At 59.3% G+C, this 21,244-nt stretch carries 12 protein-coding genes and 1 pseudogene; 9 read left to right on the top strand and 4 right to left on the bottom strand.

The window, feature by feature from the left end; genetic code table 11:
- Nucleotides 1–160 precede the first annotated feature (160 nt).
- Nucleotides 161–679 (bottom strand): DinB family protein, encoded by a 519-nt coding sequence (locus R3C19_26670; GenBank protein MEZ6063945.1) that lies wholly within the window; start codon nucleotides 677–679, stop codon nucleotides 161–163.
- Nucleotides 680–972: 293 nt separating this feature from the next.
- Between R3C19_26670 and R3C19_26665 the strand changes: the two genes are divergently transcribed.
- The 7 genes from R3C19_26665 (at nucleotide 973) to R3C19_26635 (ending at nucleotide 12,700) form a co-directional block, all read left to right on the top strand.
- On the top strand, nucleotides 973–2,169 hold the full coding sequence (locus R3C19_26665; protein MEZ6063944.1) for a DUF1080 domain-containing protein: 1,197 nt from the start codon (nucleotides 973–975) through the stop codon (nucleotides 2,167–2,169).
- A 190-nt stretch (nucleotides 2,170–2,359) separates the two neighbouring features.
- Complete coding sequence (locus R3C19_26660) at nucleotides 2,360–4,708, top strand: PSD1 and planctomycete cytochrome C domain-containing protein (GenBank protein ID MEZ6063943.1); 2,349 nt, start codon at nucleotides 2,360–2,362, stop codon at nucleotides 4,706–4,708.
- A gap of 13 nt (nucleotides 4,709–4,721) precedes the next feature.
- A complete protein-coding gene (locus tag R3C19_26655; GenBank protein MEZ6063942.1) occupies nucleotides 4,722–6,182 on the top strand; it encodes a DUF1501 domain-containing protein in 1,461 nt (486 codons plus the stop codon).
- A 361-nt stretch (nucleotides 6,183–6,543) separates the two neighbouring features.
- On the top strand, nucleotides 6,544–7,125 hold the full coding sequence (locus tag R3C19_26650) for a hypothetical protein (protein MEZ6063941.1): 582 nt from the start codon (nucleotides 6,544–6,546) through the stop codon (nucleotides 7,123–7,125).
- A gap of 200 nt (nucleotides 7,126–7,325) precedes the next feature.
- Nucleotides 7,326–8,324 carry a DUF1559 domain-containing protein gene (locus R3C19_26645; protein MEZ6063940.1) on the top strand — a complete coding sequence of 333 codons (999 nt, stop codon included), beginning with the start codon at nucleotides 7,326–7,328 and terminating at the stop codon, nucleotides 8,322–8,324.
- Nucleotides 8,325–8,916: 592 nt separating this feature from the next.
- Nucleotides 8,917–9,273: a hypothetical protein gene (locus R3C19_26640; protein ID MEZ6063939.1), complete on the top strand. Its 357-nt coding sequence runs from the start codon at nucleotides 8,917–8,919 to the stop codon at nucleotides 9,271–9,273.
- Nucleotides 9,274–9,613: 340 nt separating this feature from the next.
- Complete coding sequence (locus R3C19_26635) at nucleotides 9,614–12,700, top strand: FG-GAP-like repeat-containing protein (protein ID MEZ6063938.1); 3,087 nt, start codon at nucleotides 9,614–9,616, stop codon at nucleotides 12,698–12,700.
- Nucleotides 12,701–12,997: 297 nt separating this feature from the next.
- Here R3C19_26635 and R3C19_26630 read toward each other — a convergent pair.
- Nucleotides 12,998–13,438: pseudogene (locus R3C19_26630) on the bottom strand (VCBS repeat-containing protein).
- A gap of 951 nt (nucleotides 13,439–14,389) precedes the next feature.
- Here R3C19_26630 and R3C19_26625 point away from each other — a divergent pair.
- Nucleotides 14,390–16,237, top strand: a complete 1,848-nt coding sequence (locus R3C19_26625; protein MEZ6063937.1) for a VCBS repeat-containing protein — start codon at nucleotides 14,390–14,392, stop codon at nucleotides 16,235–16,237.
- A 21-nt stretch (nucleotides 16,238–16,258) separates the two neighbouring features.
- Nucleotides 16,259–17,890: an ASPIC/UnbV domain-containing protein gene (locus R3C19_26620; GenBank protein ID MEZ6063936.1), complete on the top strand. Its 1,632-nt coding sequence runs from the start codon at nucleotides 16,259–16,261 to the stop codon at nucleotides 17,888–17,890.
- Between the two features lie 37 nt (nucleotides 17,891–17,927).
- Here R3C19_26620 and R3C19_26615 read toward each other — a convergent pair whose 3' ends face one another.
- Together R3C19_26615 and R3C19_26610 are read right to left on the bottom strand one after the other, a co-directional pair.
- The gene (locus tag R3C19_26615) at nucleotides 17,928–18,605 is read right to left on the bottom strand and encodes a hypothetical protein (GenBank protein ID MEZ6063935.1); all 678 of its coding nucleotides are present in this window, start codon (nucleotides 18,603–18,605) and stop codon (nucleotides 17,928–17,930) included.
- A 34-nt stretch (nucleotides 18,606–18,639) separates the two neighbouring features.
- Nucleotides 18,640–20,538, bottom strand: coding sequence for a tetratricopeptide repeat protein (locus tag R3C19_26610; protein ID MEZ6063934.1), 1,899 nt, complete (start codon nucleotides 20,536–20,538; stop codon nucleotides 18,640–18,642).
- Nucleotides 20,539–21,244 lie beyond the last annotated feature (706 nt).

The following is a 21,244-nucleotide window of genomic DNA, read 5'->3' as shown; positions in this document are numbered from 1 at the left end:
TCGTGTGCTGCAGTTCGACGGTACGAACGAACAGATTTCCGGTGACGACGAAGCCAGCGCACTGGTGCGTCGCACATATCGCGACGACCACTGGGCAACCCCCCGCGGCGCGTCGGCGTAATCACTCCAGCGCACGCGACGATCTTTCCGGTATCGCTGGTTACCACAGCCACGTTCTGCCCAGCAGACGACGCAGCAGTGAAATCTGACCGGCGTGTGTGAATTCGTGCTGAGCGCTCCAGCGGATTGATCCGCCTTTGGTTGAGAACATCGGGTGTTCGAACCCGGCGCTGGCGTCCAGAACATTGGGATTGAGTTCCCGCGTTTCTGCAACCGCCTGCGTATGAACGCGCTCAAACACGGCTCGAATCTCTTCGACCGATGGTCCGTCTTTCAAACTGGAAACCGGGACGGAACCGGGTGCGAAACGTTTTGCGAAGTCCTGCGAGATCAGTGGTTCGTCGTCGGGTTTCGGTCCGCGAACAACGACCAGAGCCAACCGGTATTGCGCGACCGCCAGGTGTCCAACCTGCCATGCGATGTGTGTCACCGCGTCGCCCGGACTTCGATACCAGTCAGCAGGATCCACCGTGTTCAGTATTGTTGTCGTGTAAGACCGTGCCGATTCCAAATCGCGAACCAGAGTTTCAATGCTGTCCATAGTGTTGTGATTTTCCATGACGAAGTCCGGTGCGGTGGATTCGGCCAGGTTGCCGACGGGCGGCTCTGATCGGGAATCCCCGACAAATCCTGCGAGGCCGTGTTGCTGCTGCGATGATACCACACCGGAACAGCGTGCTCAGGTGCGGGAGCGAACCATGCCGGCTACTCCGGAAGATCGTCTGCGGGACTACTCAGAAATAGCAACAGCAGGGCATCAACATCACGAAGCCAATTTTCGTCGTCAGATTGCAATCTTTCCGGCGTTTGGAAATGATCATTTCATAGCTCAAAGCATCCAGTGAGGCGTCCATGAATACTGCTCAAGCGCGACAGGGCTGCGACTTCCGACGGACAGCGATGGCGACAGTAGTCTTGCTGGCATCCTCAGCAGCGCTGACTCCGGATGCAAGCGGCGGCAATCCGCTAACTCAGGAACCACCGGCGATACCGCCGCGCCAAGGCGTCCGGGAACGGATCAATCTGTTCAATGGAAGGGACCTGTCCGGCTGGGAAGGTCATTCGAAGTACTGGTCCGTCAAAGACGGCGTGATTGTCGGTCGCAACGATGACGAAGTGAAGGTCAGCACGTACTTGCTGACGACTCGGAGGTTCAGCGACTTTCGGCTGATCTTCCGCTTTCAGCTCGCCAAATCGGAAATGCACTCCGGAATTGCCCTGTGGGGGCGTGTCGCTCCGGAACAAGGTGATCGGCACACCTACGCCGGACACCTTGTGATGTTTCCGTCCGGTTACGGTTACTACGATCTGTTTGGACGCAAGGGGCTGGGTGTCGACAACGTCGACCTCGGAACCCGATATGGCCACCAGCACGGCTGGAATTACATGGAGATTCTGGCACAGGGCAACCGAATTCGGCACGTATTGAATGGTCGCCTGATTGCCGACTGGCGAGACCCGGAACCGAATCGGATCCACGAGGCTCCCATCGGGCTGCAGTTGCATTCCAACGCGGAACCGCAGGAAGTTCGATTTCGCGATCTGGTACTGGAGACGTATCCGGCAGAAGAACTGCTCACGATATCTCCGTCGCCGGATACTCCCGACATTCCGCCGCGTACCGGCGTTCGCGAGACAGTTTCGCTTTTCAACGGGACCGATCTGACAGGCTGGGAAGGACATGAGCAGTACTGGTCGGTCGAAGACGGTGTGATTGTCGGCAGAAACAGCAGCGAGGTTCCCGTCAGCACGTACCTGCTGACGAAGCGGCATTTCAGTGACTTCCGGCTGATCTTTGACTTTCGGCTCGCTCAGTCGGAGATGCATTCCGGGATTGCTCACTGGGGCCGCAACGCACCGGAGTTTGGTGATCCTTATACGTACGCCGGGCATCTGACGATGTTTCCCTCCGGATACGGAATCTATGACCTGTTCGGCCGCCAATGGCTGGGTGTGGAAACGCGCCGCTGGGTCAGAAGTTCGGCCAACAGCACGGCTGGAACCACATTGAGATTCTGGCGCAGGGCAACCGCATTCGACAGGTTCTGAACGGTCATCGGATTGCCGACTGGCGTGATCCGGAACCGGATCGGATTCAGGAAGGCCCGATCGGGCTGCAGCTTCATTCCAATTCCGTGCCTCAGGAGGTGCAGTTTCGCAACCTGACGCTGGAAACATTCCCGGAACCGGACCTGGTGACTTTGACGGCCGAATGACATCCTGAACGGAAGAACGCCGCATGCCAACGACGACGAAATTTCTGGCGTGCTTTACGGTACTCGCCATCGGAATCACCGCGATCCCCGCTGTTTGCGGCCAGGCACCCGTGGATTTCCTTCGCACGGTCCAGCCGATCCTTTCGCGAAACTGTTACGCCTGCCACGGTCCTGACAGGGACACTCGCGAAGGCGATCTGCGGCTGGACATGGCCGACGCCGCGTATGAAAGCAAAGCCATCGTTCCCGGACAGCCGCAGCAAAGTGAACTGATCGCGCGGATCACGTCGACCGACGCGGATCACCGCATGCCGCCGGCCGATAGCGGCAAAGTTCTGACGGATGCCCAGGTCGAGCTGCTTCGTCGCTGGATTTCCGAAGGCGCAAAGTACGACACTCACTGGTCATTCCGGCCGGTGACGAAACCCGATCTGCCGCAGGTTTCGGACAGCTCATGGATCACCAACGAAGTTGACGCGTTCATTCTGGCGGAACTTGACCGCCACGGGCTGACGCCTATGCCCGAAGCAGACCGCGAGACACTGATCCGGCGAGTGTCGCTGGACCTGACCGGACTTCCGCCGAGCATCGACGATGTTGACCGTTATCTGTCCGATACCTCCGATGATGCCTTCAAAAAACTCGTCGACCGAACTCTGGCTTCGGCACGATACGGTGAACACATGGCCCGCTACTGGCTGGATGCGGCACGCTATGCCGACACGTTCGGCCTGCACGAAGACGATTACCAGGGCGTCTGGCCGTACCGCGACTGGGTGATTTGTGCGTTCAATGACAACAAGCCGTTTGATCGATTTACGATCGAACAGCTCGCCGGCGACCTGTTGCCGGAACCCACCACCGATCAGCTCGTGGCGACCGGCTTCAACCGCTGTCACGTTTCGACCAACGAAGGCGGTGTGATCGACGAAGAGTTTCTGGTGCGCTATGCCGTCGATCGCACGTCCACTACCGCGACTGTCTGGATGGGACTCACCGCAGGCTGCGCGACGTGCCACGATCACAAGTTTGATCCGCTCAGCATGAAAGAGTTTTATTCGCTGATGGCGTTTTTCAACAATGTCGACGAAAAGGGCCGCAACGGATATTTTCCAATAGAACCTTCACTCTGGCTGTATACCGAACCACAGCGACGGTCTGCCGAGGCGCTGGAAGTGTCCATCCAACAGGCGCGTACCGGCACGGGAAGCAGTTTGGATTCGAATCGCGACGCGGAGGTTGCCCGGCTGACTGCCGAACTGGCGGCACTTCGCGAGTCCGTTCCCGTCACAATGATTATGCGCGAACGAGTTCAGCGGCGGCCGAACCACGTGCTTGTCCGCGGTCAGTACGACCAGCAGGGTGAGCCTGTCGCCATGGACGTTCCGGCATTTCTGCCGACGCTGACTCCAAAGGGTGCCACCGATCGCCTGGCTTTCGCCGAATGGCTCTGCCGTCCCGAACATCCGCTGACATCGCGCGTGATTGTCAACCGGTTCTGGCAGCAGTGCTTCGGAACGGGAATCGTGGAAACGTCCGACGATTTCGGTTCGCAGGGTTCGCTGCCCAGTCATCCGGAACTGCTTGACTACCTTGCCTGGCGATTCATGCACGATGGCTGGGACATAAAGGATTTCATGCGTCTGCTGCTGAATTCGTCGACGTATCGGCAGAGTTCCCGCGTCACGCCAATCGCCATGCGGCTGGATCCGCTGAACCGCCTGCTGTCTCGCGGAGCACGCTTTCGCCTGGAAGGTGAAGTGATCCGAGACTGCGCGCTGTCGGTCAGCGGCCTGCTTTCAACTCGCATGGAAGGTCCGCCCGTCAAGCCATATCAGCCGGACGGACTTTGGGAAGCGGTGGCTCACCATGCATCGAAGACGGCAAAGTACACACGCGATTCCGGAGAGAGCCTGTATCGGCGTTCCATCTACACATTCTGGAAACGCGGAGCGCCGCCGCCGACGATGCAGATCTTTGACGCGCCCAACCGAGACTCCTGCGTCGTCCGTCGCGACAGGACCAATACACCGCTGCAGGCTCTGCTGACGATGAATGACACGCAGTTTGTTGAGGCCGCGCGAGTCCTGGGGACCAGTTCGGTTCAGCATGCCGGGCCGGATCAGGACCGGATCACGCTGCTGTTTCGAAGATGCCTGTCGCGGCAACCGAATCCGGAGGAAGCGGCGGTTCTGGATCGATCGCTGACCGGCTTCCGTCAACTGTATCAGGCGCATCCGGAAATGGCAGACGCACTGATCCATGTGGGAGACACGCCAGTTCCACCAGCGATCGATCCGGTCGAACTTGCCGTGTGGACCATGGTTGGAAACCAGTTGATGAATCTTGATGAGTTTGTGATGAAAGAATGAAGGACTGTGCGGGATGTCGACATTTGCGGAACCAGGGCTCGAACAGACCCGGCGCTACTTTCTGAAGACAAGTGCGTTAAGTCTTGCACCGGCGGCTCTGGCATTGATGAACGGAGCCGACGCCGCAGCGTCCGAAACGGGCCTGGATTCTGCGGGCAGCAGTCGTCTGCCACATTTCACGCCGCGGGCACGGCGCGTCATCTGGTTGTTCATGTGCGGCGGTCCCAGTCAGATGGACCTGTACGATCATAAGCCGCAGACCACGGAGATGTTTGCGGAAAATCTGCCGGCCAGCGTGCGCGGCAGCCAGCGGCTGACGACGTTCACGTCAACTCAGCCGACGCTGCCCATTGCACCGTCACCCTGGAGGTTTCGACAGCATGGACAATCCGGCGTCTGGATCAGCGAACTGCTGCCGTGGACTGCCCGAATGGCTGACGACCTTTGTGTTGTCAGATCACTGAATACCGAACAGATCAACCACGACCCGGCGCAGACGACCATTCAGACGGGCAATCAGCTTCCCGGCCGCCCGTGCCTCGGGTCGTGGCTGTCCTGGGGACTTGGCAGCATGAACGAAGATCTGCCCGCGTTCGCGGTGATGACGCCGTCGTGGACCGGCAACAGCAACGGTCAGCCGATTCCCAGCCGATTGTGGGGAGCGGGCTTTCTGCCGGGCCGGCACCAGGGAGTTGCTTTGCGCCCGCAGCGCGACGCAGTGCTGTACCTGAACAATCCACCGGGAGTCAGCCGCGAAATTCGCCGAACCATGCTGGACGGAGTCGCCGAATTGAATCAGCAGAAGCATCGGCGAATCGGCGATTCCCGAATTGTTGCCCGGATTGCTCAGTACGAACTGGCGTTTCGAATGCAGACTTCCGTTCCCGAACTGACCGATATTTCCGGGGAAACCGACTCCGTTCTTGAGCTGTACGGCCCCGAGGTTCGCACGCCGGGAACCTTCGCATCCAGTTGCCTGCTGGCTCGACGTCTGGTCGAACGCGGAGTCCGCATGGTGCAGTTGTTTCATCGCGGCTGGGACCATCACTTTCATGTGCCGAAGAATCTACCCAATCAGTGCCACGACATTGATCAGGCATGCTACGGACTGGTCCAGGATCTGAAGCAGCGAGGCCTGCTGGACGACACGCTGGTGATCTGGTGCGGAGAATTCGGTCGGACAGTGTTTTCACAGGGTACGCTGACGCGCCAGCAGTTTGGACGTGACCATCACCCGCGGTGCTTCACCGGCTGGATGGCCGGCGGAGGAACAAGGCCCGCCACCGTCTACGGAAAGACGGACGACTTTAGCTACAACATCGTCGAAGACCCCGTGCATATTCGAGACCTGAACGCCACGGTGCTGCACCTTCTGGGCATCGACCACCAGCGATTCAGTGTCAACTTCCGCGGACTCGATCAGCGCCTGACGGGCGTCGAACCGGCACAAATCGTTCACGGAATCCTCGCGTGACCGCGTAACAGCCGCGTGCCGCCGAAGTTGACAGACTCCGATTCCGGCTTCTGCGCTTTGCTGGACTTTTCAATTCGCGAACCATAAAAAAATCACACCACTTTTTTCAGTTCCTGTTAGCAACGTCGGATCGAAGACAGCAGCCCATGTTTCTGAACACGGACTCAGAAGGTCTCAGGCTGCACACCGACACAGCCCGTTTGCTGCGATGCCGTTAAGTACGCCAATTCCCGGACGCCGGTCGCAGAGTTCCAATAGACGCGGCCGGTCGTTCCACATCAACTGACTGGTGCTCCGCAGTCAACGGCGAAGACTCCGCGTGCGGCCCGGTTGGAGACCTTTTTCTAAAGGAACGAAGTCAATGGCCCGGAAACAAGCGGCAGAAGAAACGGCACCTGCGGATGCGTCGGTTGTCGAAGCTTCCACAACGGGCACAGTTCCCGCGAAGGAAAAGAAGCCAAGGCATCCCGTTGAACGCGTGATCGTCCGGGGCGGAATCCTGGTGCTGTTCGGAGTGATGCTTATCGAACTGATGGCATCGCGTTCTTTCAATTCTGACTTCACGGCAGTTCACGAAGCGCTGGGCGAAGGGACAGTCACAGAGTCGGACATCAAGCGGCTTGTCACACGGTACTCAAGCGTTAAATCCCGGCCCGACCTGAAGGCCAACCGCCTGGTCGCAACCCGCGAAGATGCGTATTCCTATCGGGGCCTGCTGAAACGTCGAGTAATGTACGTTTACTACGGCGTTGTTCTGCGCGGCGAGGCGGAAGCGGAGGTTCTTGACGCCACCGTGGAACCGACCGAATTCTTCGAGTTCAAGCCGAAACCCGGCACCAGTCCCGCTGCGGCGAATGGTCAACCAGCCGATGCGGCCGCCGCAGCCGCGCCGACACTTCCACCTGTGCAGCCTCCCGTGGAGACTCCCGCTGCAGGTCAGTAATCACACGCATCGTGCGTTCCCCGAGCTAACCAGCGGCGCTCGGTTGACAATGTGTTCACCAGAATTTCTAATCTTCCGGAAGCTGGCCATCTAAAAAATCGGAATCCGTTGTTTCTGCGCCACGGTGCAAATTCTGACTTGCGTTTGCCCGCGACGCTGCTCGCTTGTGGTTGTCACGTTCCCTCCAGGAGATTGCCGAAATGAAGCGAAGAACGGGATTGTTACGAGGATTCACACTGATCGAGCTATTGGTGGTCATTGCGATCATCGCAATACTGATCGCACTGCTGCTGCCGGCTGTCCAGCAGGCCCGCGAGGCTGCCCGGCGGACACAGTGCAAGAACAATTTGAAACAGATGGGGCTGGCGTTTCACAATTACCACGATGTGCATAACACGTTTCCTCCCGGCGTCATCTGGCGCGACGGAAACCGAAACGGCATGACGGACCCGGGCGACATCTATGCCACGCCGCGCACCGGCTACATGATGCACTTGTACCCCTACTTCGAGCAGGCAGCGATTTTCAATCTGATCGACTTCGGAGTCGGCGGAATTACCTGGCACGGAGAGAATCTGCAGGCCATGAACACGGCTTCTCCCCCGGTTTTCAAATGCCCAAGCGACGGTCAGGGCGCCGATTTCGCTCCTGCCTGGAGCCCGCAAACCGTGCATAAGTCGAACTACATGGCGTTCTTCAACGGCGATCAGCTCGGCAATGTCTGGAACGACAGCATGGCTCGCCTGCAAGCCGACGGGACGATTCTGAGTGTTGATGTCAAGGCCGCATTCGGCGTTAACAAGGGCGCCAGGTTCCGGGACTTTATCGACGGAACCAGCAACACGATGATCATGGCGGAATACCTGACCGGCGTTTCGGACGAAGACGTTCGAGGCCACGCCCTGGGCGATCAGCCTGCCGGTTCCATGCTGTTTACTGAGCTTGGTCCGAACAGCCGGTTGCCGGACCGCGTTTATCCGTGCTGCGGCTGGTGCTTCAATAATCCCAAACTGAACCTGCCCTGTATCAACGGTGATGGAACCACAACCGACTCCGCCGGATCTCGCAGCCGGCACGTTGGTGGTGTCCAGATTCTGCTGGGTGATGGAAGCGTCCGTTTCATTTCTGACAATATCGATATCTTCCAGTACCGAGCCCTTGCCACGGTCAGGGGTGGCGAAACCATCGGAGAGTTCTGATTGTCCCGGTCGAGAAGACCGCACTCGAAGGAAACTGCGTCGCGGGCGGCGTCAGATGGCCCTGGGCAATCTGGCTGCCGCCCGCAGCATATTCGGATTCCGGTGGCGATTCGTGTCACACAGCCGCCGTTTGTGCCGGCGAACTGCCATTCCCGGCTGAGGCGTGCAGCAGACGAACGTATCTTAACCGCTGTCACGGAGGAAGTTGCGATTCCCGGCATGAGGCGTGGCGATTGGCCTCGTGAACTCGTCCGCCGCGGAGGGTTCATTTCTGACGCGGCACCCTGGCAGATGGCTGGTTTGGCGTTTCCGACGACGATTCGGTCCGACTGTGTGCCGTGAAAGGAAACCACGATGTCGGCTGATCAGTTTTTGGGGCTGTTCGAATAGATTGAAATTCGAACACCGCGCTTCATGCGTGTATCGCGGTGCTCGGTCATGTTCATCATTAACTTGCTTCAAGATGGGGTGGGCAGAAATGTTACAGGTGCGTCAATCTCTGTTGGCAATCACGGTTTCTTTGATGGCCGGCATGGTATGCGCCGGTTGCGGCTCCGGCAGCTCAGTCGAGCTGACGAGTGTTCACGGTAAGGTGACGCTCAATGGAGAGCCGATCGAAACGGGGCAGATTACATTCACTCCAAGCGGCGACAGCGGCGGCACCAGCAGCGGAGCGGCGTCCGGTGAAATCACGGCTGGGGAGTATCTAATTCCGGAAGACCAGGGTCCGATGGTGGGAAAGCACTCCGTATCGATCCGGGCCAGCCGAAAGACGGGGAAGCAGGTTCCCGCCGCGATGCCGGCTCCTCCCGGCACCATGATCGACGTTACGGAGGAATACATTCCCTACCGCTATAATTTCCAGACGGAACTGACGGCGGAACTGGTCGCCGGTGAAAACACAAAGGACTTCGCACTGGAAGGCGAAGTGAAGCCGGGCCAGAAATAGCGGTGTTTTTTTTCATGCCGCTGTGGCGAGCATGACGCTTTGTCTGTTTCGGTCCCGACAGAATCCCGCTGACAGCGCAGCTCAGACGCTTTTATCACGGTTCTGGCATGTTGTCGCCGGGCGGCGGGTGGGTTTCCGGACGCTCGGCGCCGTCACGGCGGTTGCACCCGGATTTTCGACGGAGAGGTTCGGTCGGCGGCGCGGAGTTCTTGCAGCAGTTACGGGCAGGCTGTTGCGTGAAAGTGCCATTCGTTCACGGACCATGGTCAAACTGATGCGGATTCGGCGTCTCCTGATCGGGGTCTCAATCGCTGTTGCTGCTGTTGCTGCTGCCAGATTCTTGCCTCGCACAATCCCGCCGCAGGTCTTGCTGGAACGTGCCCGGCATGCATTGGCAACGGCGGAGTATCAGGAAGCGGAACGCCTCTCCGGACAGATTCCGCCCGATGCGCCGGAGTCGGATCAGGCGCTGCTGATCGCTGGCGAAGCCGCCTACGCGCTCAATCGCACGGATCAGGCGCTGGAGTATTACGGACGCATCACTGCGGATTGCCGCTTGGAGTTCCTGACGGCGCAGCGCTCCGTCGTGACGATCACGATGGAAACCGGCCGACTGACCACCGCGGAGAACCACCTGCGGAACATTCGAGAATGTGTGCCCGACGATCCGTATGCGAGTCGTCGGCTGGCAAGACTGCTGCGTCTGGAGGGCCGTCGGTGGGAGTCGCGGCCGTTGCTGTTCGAACTGCTGCGAGCCGGACAGTTCGATGCGGAAGATCTGATCCTGCTGGGAGACGTGGATCTTGCGGTCGAAGTGCCGGGGGAGTTTCGCCAGCCATCGCGGCCGGGCTCTGCGGATCCCATGACACTGCTGTGGCAGGCGACGTACGCCGGCTCGCTCGACGAGCTCGCCGCCGCCGAACAGTTGCTGCGCCAGGTGATCGCGGCGGTACCGCAACACATAGAGGCGCACGCGCAGCTTGGCCGGATCCTGCTGCGTTCCGACAGGTTCGACCGGCTTCCGGAGTGGAATGCTTCACTGCCGGAGACGGTCGCCAATCATCCCGACATCTGGTACGTCCGCGGCGCATGGTGCGAAGATCGCGATGACCGCCCGTTTGCCGTTCGCTGCTTTGCCGAGTCGTTGCTGCGCGACCCGGATCACATCGCCGCTAACTACCGACTGTCGCAACTGCTGATTTCGCTGGGACATCAGCCGCAGGCTCAGCCATTCGTCGACCGCGCCAACAGGCTTCAGGAGTTGGAAGACGTGCTGTTTGCTTTGAATGAAAATGGTTCCGACATCGAACGCATGCGCCAGGCGGCCGTGTTGACGGAGTCGGTGGGTCGCCTTTGGGAATCCCGCGGCTGGTGTGAAACGGCGCTGCGGCGAAATCCGCGTGCCGAATGGGCAGCCGCCGGCAGCGCTCGGCTACGGGCGCTACTTCAGGCAGACACGCCGCGCATCGTCGCCGCAGCGCTTCCCGCGCCGGCGCTGGACCTCAGTCCGTACCCGCTTCCTGAATGGCACCACCTGGCCGGCGAGACCGCGGAATCAAATTCTTCAGGCGTCCCGCAGAGTCACACAGTTTTCGAAGACGTGGCTGCCGCGGCGGGCATCAGTTTTCAATATTTCAACGGTGGAACTCCCGACGTCGGCACCATGAAGATGTTCGAATTCACCGGTGGCGGGCTGGCCGTGCTGGATTATGACTCCGACGGATGGCCCGACATTTATTTTGCTCAGGGCTGCGATTGGCCGCCCGCAGGTTCGCCCGACGACTCCGCGTCCGGCGATTTCGACCAGTTGTGCCGCAATCTCGGCAACGGCAGGTTCCGGAACGTCGCAGCCGAAGCGAATGCCGTCGACGGTGCGTTCAGTCAGGGAGCAACCGTCGGAGACTATGACAATGACGGTTTCCCGGATCTGTACTTGGGGAACATCGGCGGTAATCAGTTCTTTCGCAACAACGGCGACGGAACCTTTACGGCGGTCACATACCAAACCGGAACCGCGGGCGCCGAATGGACCACCAGCAGCGTGTTCGCCGATCTGGACGGCGACACTCTGCCCGACCTTTATGTCGTGAACTACCTTCGGGGTGAGAAGATCTTCGAGAGAGTCTGCCGGACTCGCGATAAGGATCCTCTGCCCGGAATTTGTCCGCCGGCGATGTTCGATGCCGAGCAGGACCGCTGCTACCGGAATCTGGGTGACGGCCGGTTTCAGGAAGTCACTGACTCCGCCGGCATTCGGATCGAAGACGGAAAAGGCCTGGGTATCGTGGCGTTCGCGCCGGAGTCCGACGGGGCGGAACCGACTCTGCTGAACCTGTTTGTGGCGAACGATGCAGTTCCGAATTTCTACTTCGTGAATCAGACCGCCCCGCGATCCGGAGGGACATTAAAGTTTTCTGAAGAAGGCCTTGTCAGAGGACTGGCCCTCAATCAGGACGGACGCGCGGAAGCCTGCATGGGCATCGCCGTTGCGGATGTCAACCAGGACGAACGGCCCGACCTGCTGGTCACGAATTTCCATCAGGAATCCAACACGCTGTACGTGCAGATTCCGGGCGGCCAGTTCACCGATTCGACGCGGCGCAGCGGGCTTTACAGCGCCAGCCTTTCAAGTCTGGGATTTGGTTCGCAGTTTCTGGATGGCGACCTGGACGGCCATCCCGACCTGATTGTCGTGAACGGTCACGTGGACAATTATGCGGCGGCAGGAATCCCTTATCGAATGCAGCCACAGTACTTCCAGGGAATCGGCGGTGCTGAATTCGTCGAAGTTGTTTCCGATTCTGTCGGAGAATGGTTCGACCGGAAATGCCTGGGACGCAGCGTCGCCCGGCTGGACTGGAACCGCGATGGCCGCGACGACTTCATGGTTTCGACGCTGGATACTCCGGCTGCACTGTTGTCGAATCGGACACCGGCCGCCGGCCACTATCTGGCAGTGCAGCTTCGCGGCGTCATGTCAGATCGCGACGCGATCGGAAGCTCAGTGCGAGTCACTGCCGGCGGCACGACCTTCGTCCACCAACTGACTGCCGGTGACGGTTACCTTGCCAGCAACCAGCGACAGTTGACGATTGGTCTGGGGAAGGCAGATCGGGTAACCAGCCTGACGGTGAGATGGGCATCCGGACTGACACAATCCTTCGGCGAATTCGAAGCCGATCAGGAGTTGATCCTCGTGGAAGGCATGGCGAATGCGCCCTGCCGAAATGGTGAAGCACGCAGACGGAGTCCGTTCACTGCGGCGGGATCCGGATTGTGCCGGAGCCTGCCGGATTTCCGTGTCGTTCGACCAGATTGTCAGCCAGGGAACGCGCGGCGATTGGAAATAGCTGCCGACTGCCAGATCGACGTCGCCGTCCTGATCGAAATCACTGACTTCCAGCGCGACCGATCCGTAGTCCTTTGAAAGCGAATGACGGGAAAAGGCGCCGGCGGAGGTCTGCTCCAGCCAGATCAGCGTATCAAGCTGATGATCGGGCCGGTTGGCCAGGGAGTTCTTTGGCGGGATATAAGCGCAGGCGGCAATGTCCGTGTCACCGTCTCCGTCAAGGTCTCCCGCAAGCGCACGGTAGACTCCCGGCATCTTTGTCAGCAAATGCGGCCGGAACGGGTACCCGCCTTCGTTCTCCAGCCAGTGAACGGCGTGGTACGGTTTCAGATAGAAGCTGTCGACGGTGTCACCGTTGGAATACAGAACGTCGAAATCTCCGTCCCGGTCGATGTCGGTCAGTTGAATCCCGCTGGATCCGAACGAAGGGTCACCGGCGGCGAAGATCTGTTCCCGGCGAAATGTTCCGTCCCCCAGATTCAGAAAAGCGTCCACACATTCGTGCTCCTGACTGACCAGTGCCACGAAATCCAGGTGGCCGTCTCCGTTCACGTCGGCAGTCGGCACATGAATTGCGCCGTGACGTTTATCCAGTTCCCGCAGAACAAACGCGGGAACGTCGTCCGCTGAAACACGCTGTTCCAGCAGCAGGATGCGTCCGGTTGATCGCCAGCCGAATTCAGCGACAACCAGATCCAGGTCTCCGTCCGCGTCGAAATCTCCCGGCCGGACGTCGGAGACTCGCCCCAGCCCATCCTGCAGCACAACGCGATCCAGCGAACCGCCGTCCTCCGCCGGACGCAGCCAGATCACCATCCCGTCGCCATGATCGGCGGGCATCAGGCTGCCGAGTTCCGCGACGACAAAGTCCGCACGACCATCGGCGTCCAGGTCTGTCACTTCCACATGCGCGGGGTTCCACAGCTTCGCAAGCGACCGTGCCTGCGACAGATCAGACGGAGTGACCGACGCAATGTCTCCTGAGTTCATATCACAAAACAGCAACTGACCGGCAGAGTCGCCGGAATGCGGCATCCAGCGGATGAATGACACCGCGGAAAATTTCTCTCCGGCAGTGAACGTCACGGGAACCTGCCGAAAACGCACCTGAGATGCCGATTCCGGCTGATCCGGTTCCAGGATCTGCAGCCGTGCAGGCGCGCGCGTTTTGTACCACAAGGTCACGTCTCTGATGGAAGGAACCTTCAGGTCGCTTCGCCCGGACATTGCATAGAACTCGTATCCCTGACGGACTTCCGCGTCCCAGGCGTCGACGGGAAATGTCTCCGGCGCCGGTACTGCGTGGCAGTCGCCGCAGAAGCTGTTGATTCGCTGCCGAATCGCCGCTGAACCCTTCGCCAGGTTTTCTGACCTGCGATCAGACATCGCCTGACCAGTCCGATTTTGGCGCAGCGCCATGACGGCCAGGGCAATACCGATCACCAGCAACGCGGTCACTCCCGAGATTAATCTGAGTCGAGCAGTCGGCATTCACCAGATCCCGGAGCAGTGTGTAGACGTGTTCCTGCTGCTAACGCAGGCGACAGTGGATTCTAACGCATCAGACATCCGATTGGCGAACGGGCGCTTTGGGTTCCGCGATCGCTCGTGTGACGCACGGTGACTTCGTAAAATCATGCGTCTTGGGATTGCCATACTTCCTGCTGTCTCGAATCGAGTCCATGACCGCAGCGAGAGGTACGCACCGAGTGCGGAGCAGCACCTGTCGTCAGCAACACCTCAGACGCTTCGAAGGGTGAATCAGCCATGTCACGATCAGTCATCCGGAGCGCGACGCTGTGGATTGTTTCGGCCATGCTGTTGTTTTCTGCGGGATACGTGCTCTTCAGGAGCGATGACCATTCGCAGGCAGGGGCTACGCCGTCGGTGCCGGACAAGGTTGTTTCCGTGGCGGACCAGAATGCATGGCAGACCGAGACCTTCTCAGACGTGGCACTGCAGCGGCTCAATGTGATCAGAAGACTGATCGAACGAGATTCCGATGCCGGCGAAGATGAACTCACAGACCTGGCCACCGCCGATATGTCCTGTAATTCGCTGCGCCCCATCGAACTCAGGGAAGTGTTCTCCGATGCACAAGTGAGAGTTCTGCGCAGTGGCCGCGACACGGCCAGCGATGTTCGCATGAGTATGGAGGCTCGACCGCCTGCAACTCCCGCCTACTCCGGCCCTGGCGGATTACGCGCAGCAATTGAAGCACTGTCCGCGCCGCTTTCGGACGCTTCGCAGGTCCACGTGAAATTCAAAATCTATCGAGTCGAGTTGACGTCCGACTCCGCGGTCACCCGCGCAGATTTTGAATGCAGCGGCCACGTCTCCGGCGGAATCGTCCAACAGAACGCGACGTGGCTGTGCCACTGGACACTGCCATCCGATTTCGATGAACCGCGTCTGAGCCGGATTGACCTGGAAGACTTCGAGGAAGTCGTGAATTACACAAGTTCCGGCGCGATGTTTTCCGATTGCAGCCGGCACGTTTTGTCGTCGGCAGTGTCCGCCAGCGAGCAGCTTGCTCACGGAGTTGATTTCTGGAAGTTTCGAATGCAGGCCGAGTTGAAGCTGGATCCGTATGGACACCACGGCCTGGCGATCGGGGATGTCAATGGCGACGGTCTGGACGATGTCTTTGTTGGCCAGCCTGCCGGGCAGCCGAATCGGCTCCTTGTGCAGCAGCCCGACGGTACCGTCTCTGATGAGTCCGCCGCCGCCGGCGTGGACTGGCTTGATCGTTCATTCGGAGTCCTGTTTCTCGATCTCGACAACGATGGCGATCGCGATCTGGCCATTGTGATGGATGCCAATCTGATGCTGATGGCGAACGACGGAAACGGGCATTTCTCCGAACGCGCGATCATTTACGTTACGGATGACCCTTACTCACTTTCGGCCGCCGACTACGACAACGACGGCGACCTGGACCTGTATCTTGCCGGTTACGGTGTCCAGATACTCGGTTCCGGGAATGGCGCTCGGGGTTACACGCCGCCGTTTCCCTACCACGATGCCAACAATGGATCCCCGAACCGTCTGCTTCGAAACGATAGTGACTGGCGATTCACCGACGTGACAAAGTCGACGGGACTGGATCAGAACAATCGTCGCTGGAGCTTCGCCGCAAGCTGGGAAGACTACGACAACGATGGCGATCAGGATCTGTACGTGGCGAACGACTTTGGCCGGAACAACCTGTATCGGAATGATGGCGGACAGTTCCGCGATGTGGCCGCCGAGGCCGGTGTGGAGGACATTGCGGCGGGAATGTCCGTGTCCTGGGGAGATTACAACAACGATGGCTGGATGGATTTGTATGTCGGAAACATGTTCTCTTCCGCCGGCGAACGCATTGCTTATCAGCGCGAGTTCCAGCCCGGTGCGCTGGAAGATGTGCGGCATCAGTTTCAGCGTCACGCCCGGGGAAACACGCTGTTTGAAAACGCCGGCAATGGAACGTTTCGAGATGTCAGTGTCGAACAGGCCGTCACGATGGGACGCTGGGCATGGGGATCAACATTCTGCGACATCAACAACGACGGGCGCGAGGATATCGTCGTGACAAATGGATTCATCACCGGCCCTGATACGCACGACTTGTGAAGTTTCTTCTGGCGGCAGGTCGTGTCGCATTCGCCCATCGATGCCGATCCGGATCAACAACATGACGGCTACGTTCTCGGCTGGCAGCAGATGACTCAGCGGATTGAGGACGGCGGGTCGTGGAGCGGACGGGAACGCAATTGCTGTTTTCTGAACACTGGTACGTCCGGTTTTGCTGACATTTCTGCTGTGACCGGACTCGACTTTGAAGACGATGGAAGGACGGTCGCCGCGACTGACTGGGATCACGATGGTGACCTGGACATCTGGCTGAGCGGTCGCACGGCCCCGCGACTCCGGTTCATGCGGAACAACTCATCCGGCACCGCGCGGTATCTGAATGTTCGGCTGGAAGGCCAGCGATGCAATCGTGATGCCGTCGGCGCGCGAGTCGAACTTCACCTTGCCGGTCCCGCGCCGCGAACGTTGTTCAAGACCCTGCGCGCTGGAGACGCCTTTCTGTCACAGTCCTCCAACTGGATTCACTTCGGGCTGGGAGACACTGCCGAAATTGAAAAGCTGGTCGTCTACTGGCCCGGCGGCAACGGACAAACCGACCGTGTTCCTCAGGTTGTTAGGGGTCTGGCATGCAATTCCTGGTACCGAATCGTTCAGAACGTCGATGATCCGGAATTCTGGTCGCCGCCGCGGCGAACCGTCGACCTGGCGGTCGCACCTCTTACGGCACCCTCGGATGATGAGCCGGAACGGGTCGTGCTGCTGAACCGAGTACCGCTACCGGAGCTGACGTGCACCGGCACGGACCATCAGACAATGCCGGTTGCCGAAGGCCGGTCGGGACCGACGCTCATCAATCTGTGGGCCACATGGTGCGCGCCTTGCCTCGAAGAACTCGGGCAATTCGCTCTGAAGCACGATCAGATCCGCGCCGCCGGATTGGATCTGATGGCCATCAATGTCGACGGCATGGCTGACGATGGCCCGCTTGATTCATCACGGCCCGAAGCAGTGCTGCAGAAACTGAAGTTCCCCTTTACTGCGGGATTCGCCACGCGTGACGCCTTTGATAGGCTTGATGTCATTCACGACACCGTACTGCTGCTGCGGGCAAATCGCGACGACTCGCTGTCACTGCCTGTTCCCGTCAGCTTTCTGGTCGACCGACAAAATCGTCTGGCCGTCATCTATCGGGGTGCGGTTTCCGTCGACCGGCTGCTTTCCGATGCCGCCCGGTTGGATTCGGCCGAGTTTCCGCTTTCGGGCGTTCCGTTTTCCGGCAAGTGGTTCCTTCGTCCCGGAGGCGCCTGCACGTTCTTTGCGCGATTCGCAGACCGCTTTGGACGCCGCGGATACCTGCGCGAGGCGGATCAGTTCGCGTCACTAGCCGCCGATCTGTCGAGCCGCGAAGGCGCGGCGCACGAAGTCACTGACCAGCTTGTTTCGGTGTTCTCCAATCTCGGCGACATCAGTCGAACGCAGGGAAATCCCGACGATGCCATTCGTCAGTATCGCCGGGTTCTGAGCCTGAGTCCTCAGCAGTCCGGAATTCAGCTCGAACTGGGACGACTGTTGGCGAGTCAAAGCCGGATTGAGGAAGCCATCGAAAATCTCTCGAACGCTGTCCGGCTGGATCCGCAGGATGACGAAGCACGACGGACCCTGGATGCCGTGCGATCACGGTTGAACCGATGAGCCGTGCGTGACCTTTCGTCAGGATCTCATCGAGCACTCACCACGTGATGACAGCGTTCGGCAGAGATCTTTGCAGGTCCTCGATGCCGCCTGCCGTGACATGAGTCATGCTCAGGTCGAGTGATTCCAAGCGCCGCAGCCCGCTCAGGTATGTCAGGCCGGAGTCATCGATGCGATTACCTCCCAGACTAAGCCGACGGAGACTCCCCAGTTTCCGCAGCGACGGCAGTCCGGCATTCGTGACGCGCGTGTTCGCAAGAGTCAGAACCTCGAGCTCCGAATGCGTCTCCAGGTGCATAAGGCTCGCGTCGTCGACTCTCGTTTCGTCGAGTGCCAGCTTCCGGAGATGTTGCATGCGGCCCAGATGCAGCAGGCCGGAACCTGTCAGCTCCGTACCAAACAGGTTCAGTGACTGCAGGACGTTCAGAGGTTTCAGATGGACCAGCCCCGCGTCGGTTATTCGAGTAGCGACAAGGTCCAGCGATTCCAGTCGCGAAAGTGCTGCCAGGTGTTCCAGCCCCGTGTCTGTGATGCGCGTCCGGCTGAGGTTCAGCTTGCGCAGCTCCCGGAACTCGTTCAGCACATCGAGGCCGGTGTCCGTTACCTGCGCGCCTCCGAGAACCAGGTTGTTCAGGTTCGGCAGCGCTTTCAGATGTTCCAGCCCGTGCCCGTCGACTTGTGTGAATCCAACCGCCAGCGACTGAAGGTTTGTCAAAGAAGTGAGATGTGTACCAGACCATCGTTCGTAATCATGGTAGTATTGTGAGTTCCAGCGTGCGAAGTTCCGTAAACGCCGACAGATGCGGAAGACCGTCGTCGGTGACCAGCGTGCCGTTCAGATCGAGCGCTGCAAGTCGACTGAAGTATCGCCAGTCAGACAGGTCTGTATCTGTGACCGAGGTTCCGGCGAGCGAAATCATCACGACGTCGCTGCGCGGGTCCGGGCTGGCCAACTGGTATCGCCCTCCCCTCTGCTCAATGCGTCGAAGCTGTTCCCAGCGCGGCGTCTGGTACACTGATGCCAGCGTCAGGTAGTCGCGGACCTGAGGGAACTCTGCGTGACCGGCGACTACGCTGAAGTGCCGGATCGCAAGGTCCGGCTCCCCTGCATTCAGTCCGACCAGTCCCAGATACCAGTGTGCTTCGGCCAGATTCGGCCGGATTTCGATCGACCGGAGCAGCTGATGCCGCGCGTCGTCGAGCCGCTTCTGGTCGAAGAACACTTTGCCCAGCAGAGCGTGGCTGAGCGGATCATCCGGACGGATTCGGACGGCCTGATTCAGATGTTCGACCGCCTGTGGGACGTCAGGTTGTTCTCGGCTCAGCAACTCCCTGGCGCGAAGGAACTGTGCCTGGCTGTTGAACTGCACCGAAACCGGCGGATCCACAAACAGCGCGTCGTTGTCGCGCCAATGACTGACCCGTGAAAAACTCAGCGTTGAAATCGCCAGCACTGCCGGAACGGCGATCAAAGATACAACCGCCCGCCATCGCGAAAAGTATCCGGCCAGTGTGAAGAGTGACCAGCTTACGATGATGAAAAGGCCGATGGACGGGATATACAGGTTTGAGTCTGTGACAACTCTAAGGGAAACCGGTCCAAGCACCATCGGCGGAATCAGCGTCGCCAGATACCAGAACCAACCGAATAGCAGAAACGGCAAACGTCCGGACAGCACGACAGCGGCGATCGATATTGACACAAGCATCAGGCACGCACCGGCGACGTTCACCGCAGACAACCCATCGTCACGCGCCGCTGGAGAGGTTGCGTCATCCCGCAAGTCGAAGGACTGCACCAGTCCTGTGACTCCAGCCTTCAGCGACAGGCGCGAACGATCGAACAGCGAAAGTCGGGCAGCGTCATTTGTTTCTGCAGGACATGCGAAAGTGACGACCACGATGAACAGCAGTGACACAGTCATCAGCATACCGATCGGTGTGATCCGAATGCGACTCGCTGAAACACGTTGCGAGCCGTCGAACTGCCATGCATCCAGCACAGGCAGCAACAGCGGCAGTGCAATCACGCGACCGTCGGACATCAGGGAGCAGGCAAACAGCAGCCCAGCGGAAACGAGCCAGACTGGACGGCGCGACCGAATCCATCGAGTCCAAACCCACAGGAATCCGGTTCCGAAGAACGCCGCGAGCACCGTGTGGCGTTCGGCAAGCCAGACAACCGGTTCAACCTGCCCCGGGCAGACGGCAAACATGCCGGCGACCATTCCGGCCGGCCAGGATTCACTCGTTACACCGCGCAATGCAGCGAACAGAAACAGCACGGCGCCCAGATGCAGAAGCAGATTCGTAAAATGAAAACTGCCCGCGGCAGCATTCCGGTAAACAGTCACATCCAGCATCAGCGACAGCCAGGTCAGAGGTTGCCACCGGGCACCTTCATTCGTTGTGAACGCCCACGCAGCGTTTTCGATCGACAGCCCGGCTGTCACCCGCGGGTTTCCTGCGGTTGAAGCGACGTTCTCGAGAATCAGGAACGGATAATCCTGAACACCCCAAAAGACGGTCAGGGGGATCAGGATCAGTGCCGGGACGATGAACACTTCCCATGATCGCTGTCGGGTACTCGCCGAATTCTTCGCAGGCGCAGCACGACCGGCAGAGTCAAACGATGCGAGTTCGGTCACTTTCTCACTCCATTCACCACACACGGGCTTTCGGAATTCACCCGATGTTACAACGGACATCGAAAGTCGCCCATGCAGAATCGCGTTTCGTCCCGTTTCAAGTGATGGTTCAAATGACGGTGGCGATCGGGCCTCAACGCGGTGGCGCAACAACCTGCTGAGATTCCAGGGACACACCGCGCTGGGTGCATGTGACCTGACAAAAAACGCAATGCTTCACGTTCGCTTCCAGCGACTCGATCACTGCCGGATCTCGCCCGACGCTGCTCACGTGGCGACGCGTCCGGCCTGCGTGTCTGTCTCAGAGGATGCTCCGCAGCGTGTTGTGAATCATCCGGCAGCCTGAAGTACCGGAATTCAGTTCTTCGAGTTGAGTCAACATTGCCGGCACGACTTGTTCCCGAAGGCCCAGGCAAGAACGTGTCTGTAGACGACTGAAAGACCTGGTGCGCGAAAGCCAGCCTAACCAGTTCTTGACCGATACCGGCGGCTGCCGGTGGCTGCTTGATCCATAGGCAACGTCTCGCGGGAGTTCCACGACGGCGTTGCGAGGCAGCGACCGAGTCCGGTGAAGAGAGCACGGACAACTTCACGAAATGATCGATCCGCACCTCCGCTGGCATACGCAGTCGCTCATGTAGCGGCTGCTATATCTGAGAAATTGACCACCGCGAGGGGGCCGTGTCATGGTTTGATGCAGTGGAAC

Source organism: Planctomycetaceae bacterium (assembly GCA_041398785.1).
In the GTDB taxonomy this organism is placed as follows: domain Bacteria; phylum Planctomycetota; class Planctomycetia; order Planctomycetales; family Planctomycetaceae; genus JAWKUA01.
The sequence above is the reverse complement of the archived record's forward strand: the minus strand, read 5'-3'. Positions and strand labels throughout refer to the sequence as shown.

What these genes read in the sequence shown, in the direction of transcription:
- R3C19_26660 (MEZ6063943.1), top strand. Translation starts at nt 2,360, where the DNA reads ATGCCAACGACGACGAAATTTCTGGCGTGCTTTACGGTACTCGCCATC.
- R3C19_26665 (MEZ6063944.1), top strand. Translation starts at nt 973, where the DNA reads ATGAATACTGCTCAAGCGCGACAGGGCTGCGACTTCCGACGGACAGCG.
- R3C19_26655 (MEZ6063942.1), top strand. Translation starts at nt 4,722, where the DNA reads ATGTCGACATTTGCGGAACCAGGGCTCGAACAGACCCGGCGCTACTTT.
- R3C19_26670 (MEZ6063945.1), bottom strand. Translation starts at nt 679, where the DNA reads ATGGAAAATCACAACACTATGGACAGCATTGAAACTCTGGTTCGCGAT.
- R3C19_26625 (MEZ6063937.1), top strand. Translation starts at nt 14,390, where the DNA reads ATGTCACGATCAGTCATCCGGAGCGCGACGCTGTGGATTGTTTCGGCC.
- R3C19_26645 (MEZ6063940.1), top strand. Translation starts at nt 7,326, where the DNA reads ATGAAGCGAAGAACGGGATTGTTACGAGGATTCACACTGATCGAGCTA.
- R3C19_26650 (MEZ6063941.1), top strand. Translation starts at nt 6,544, where the DNA reads ATGGCCCGGAAACAAGCGGCAGAAGAAACGGCACCTGCGGATGCGTCG.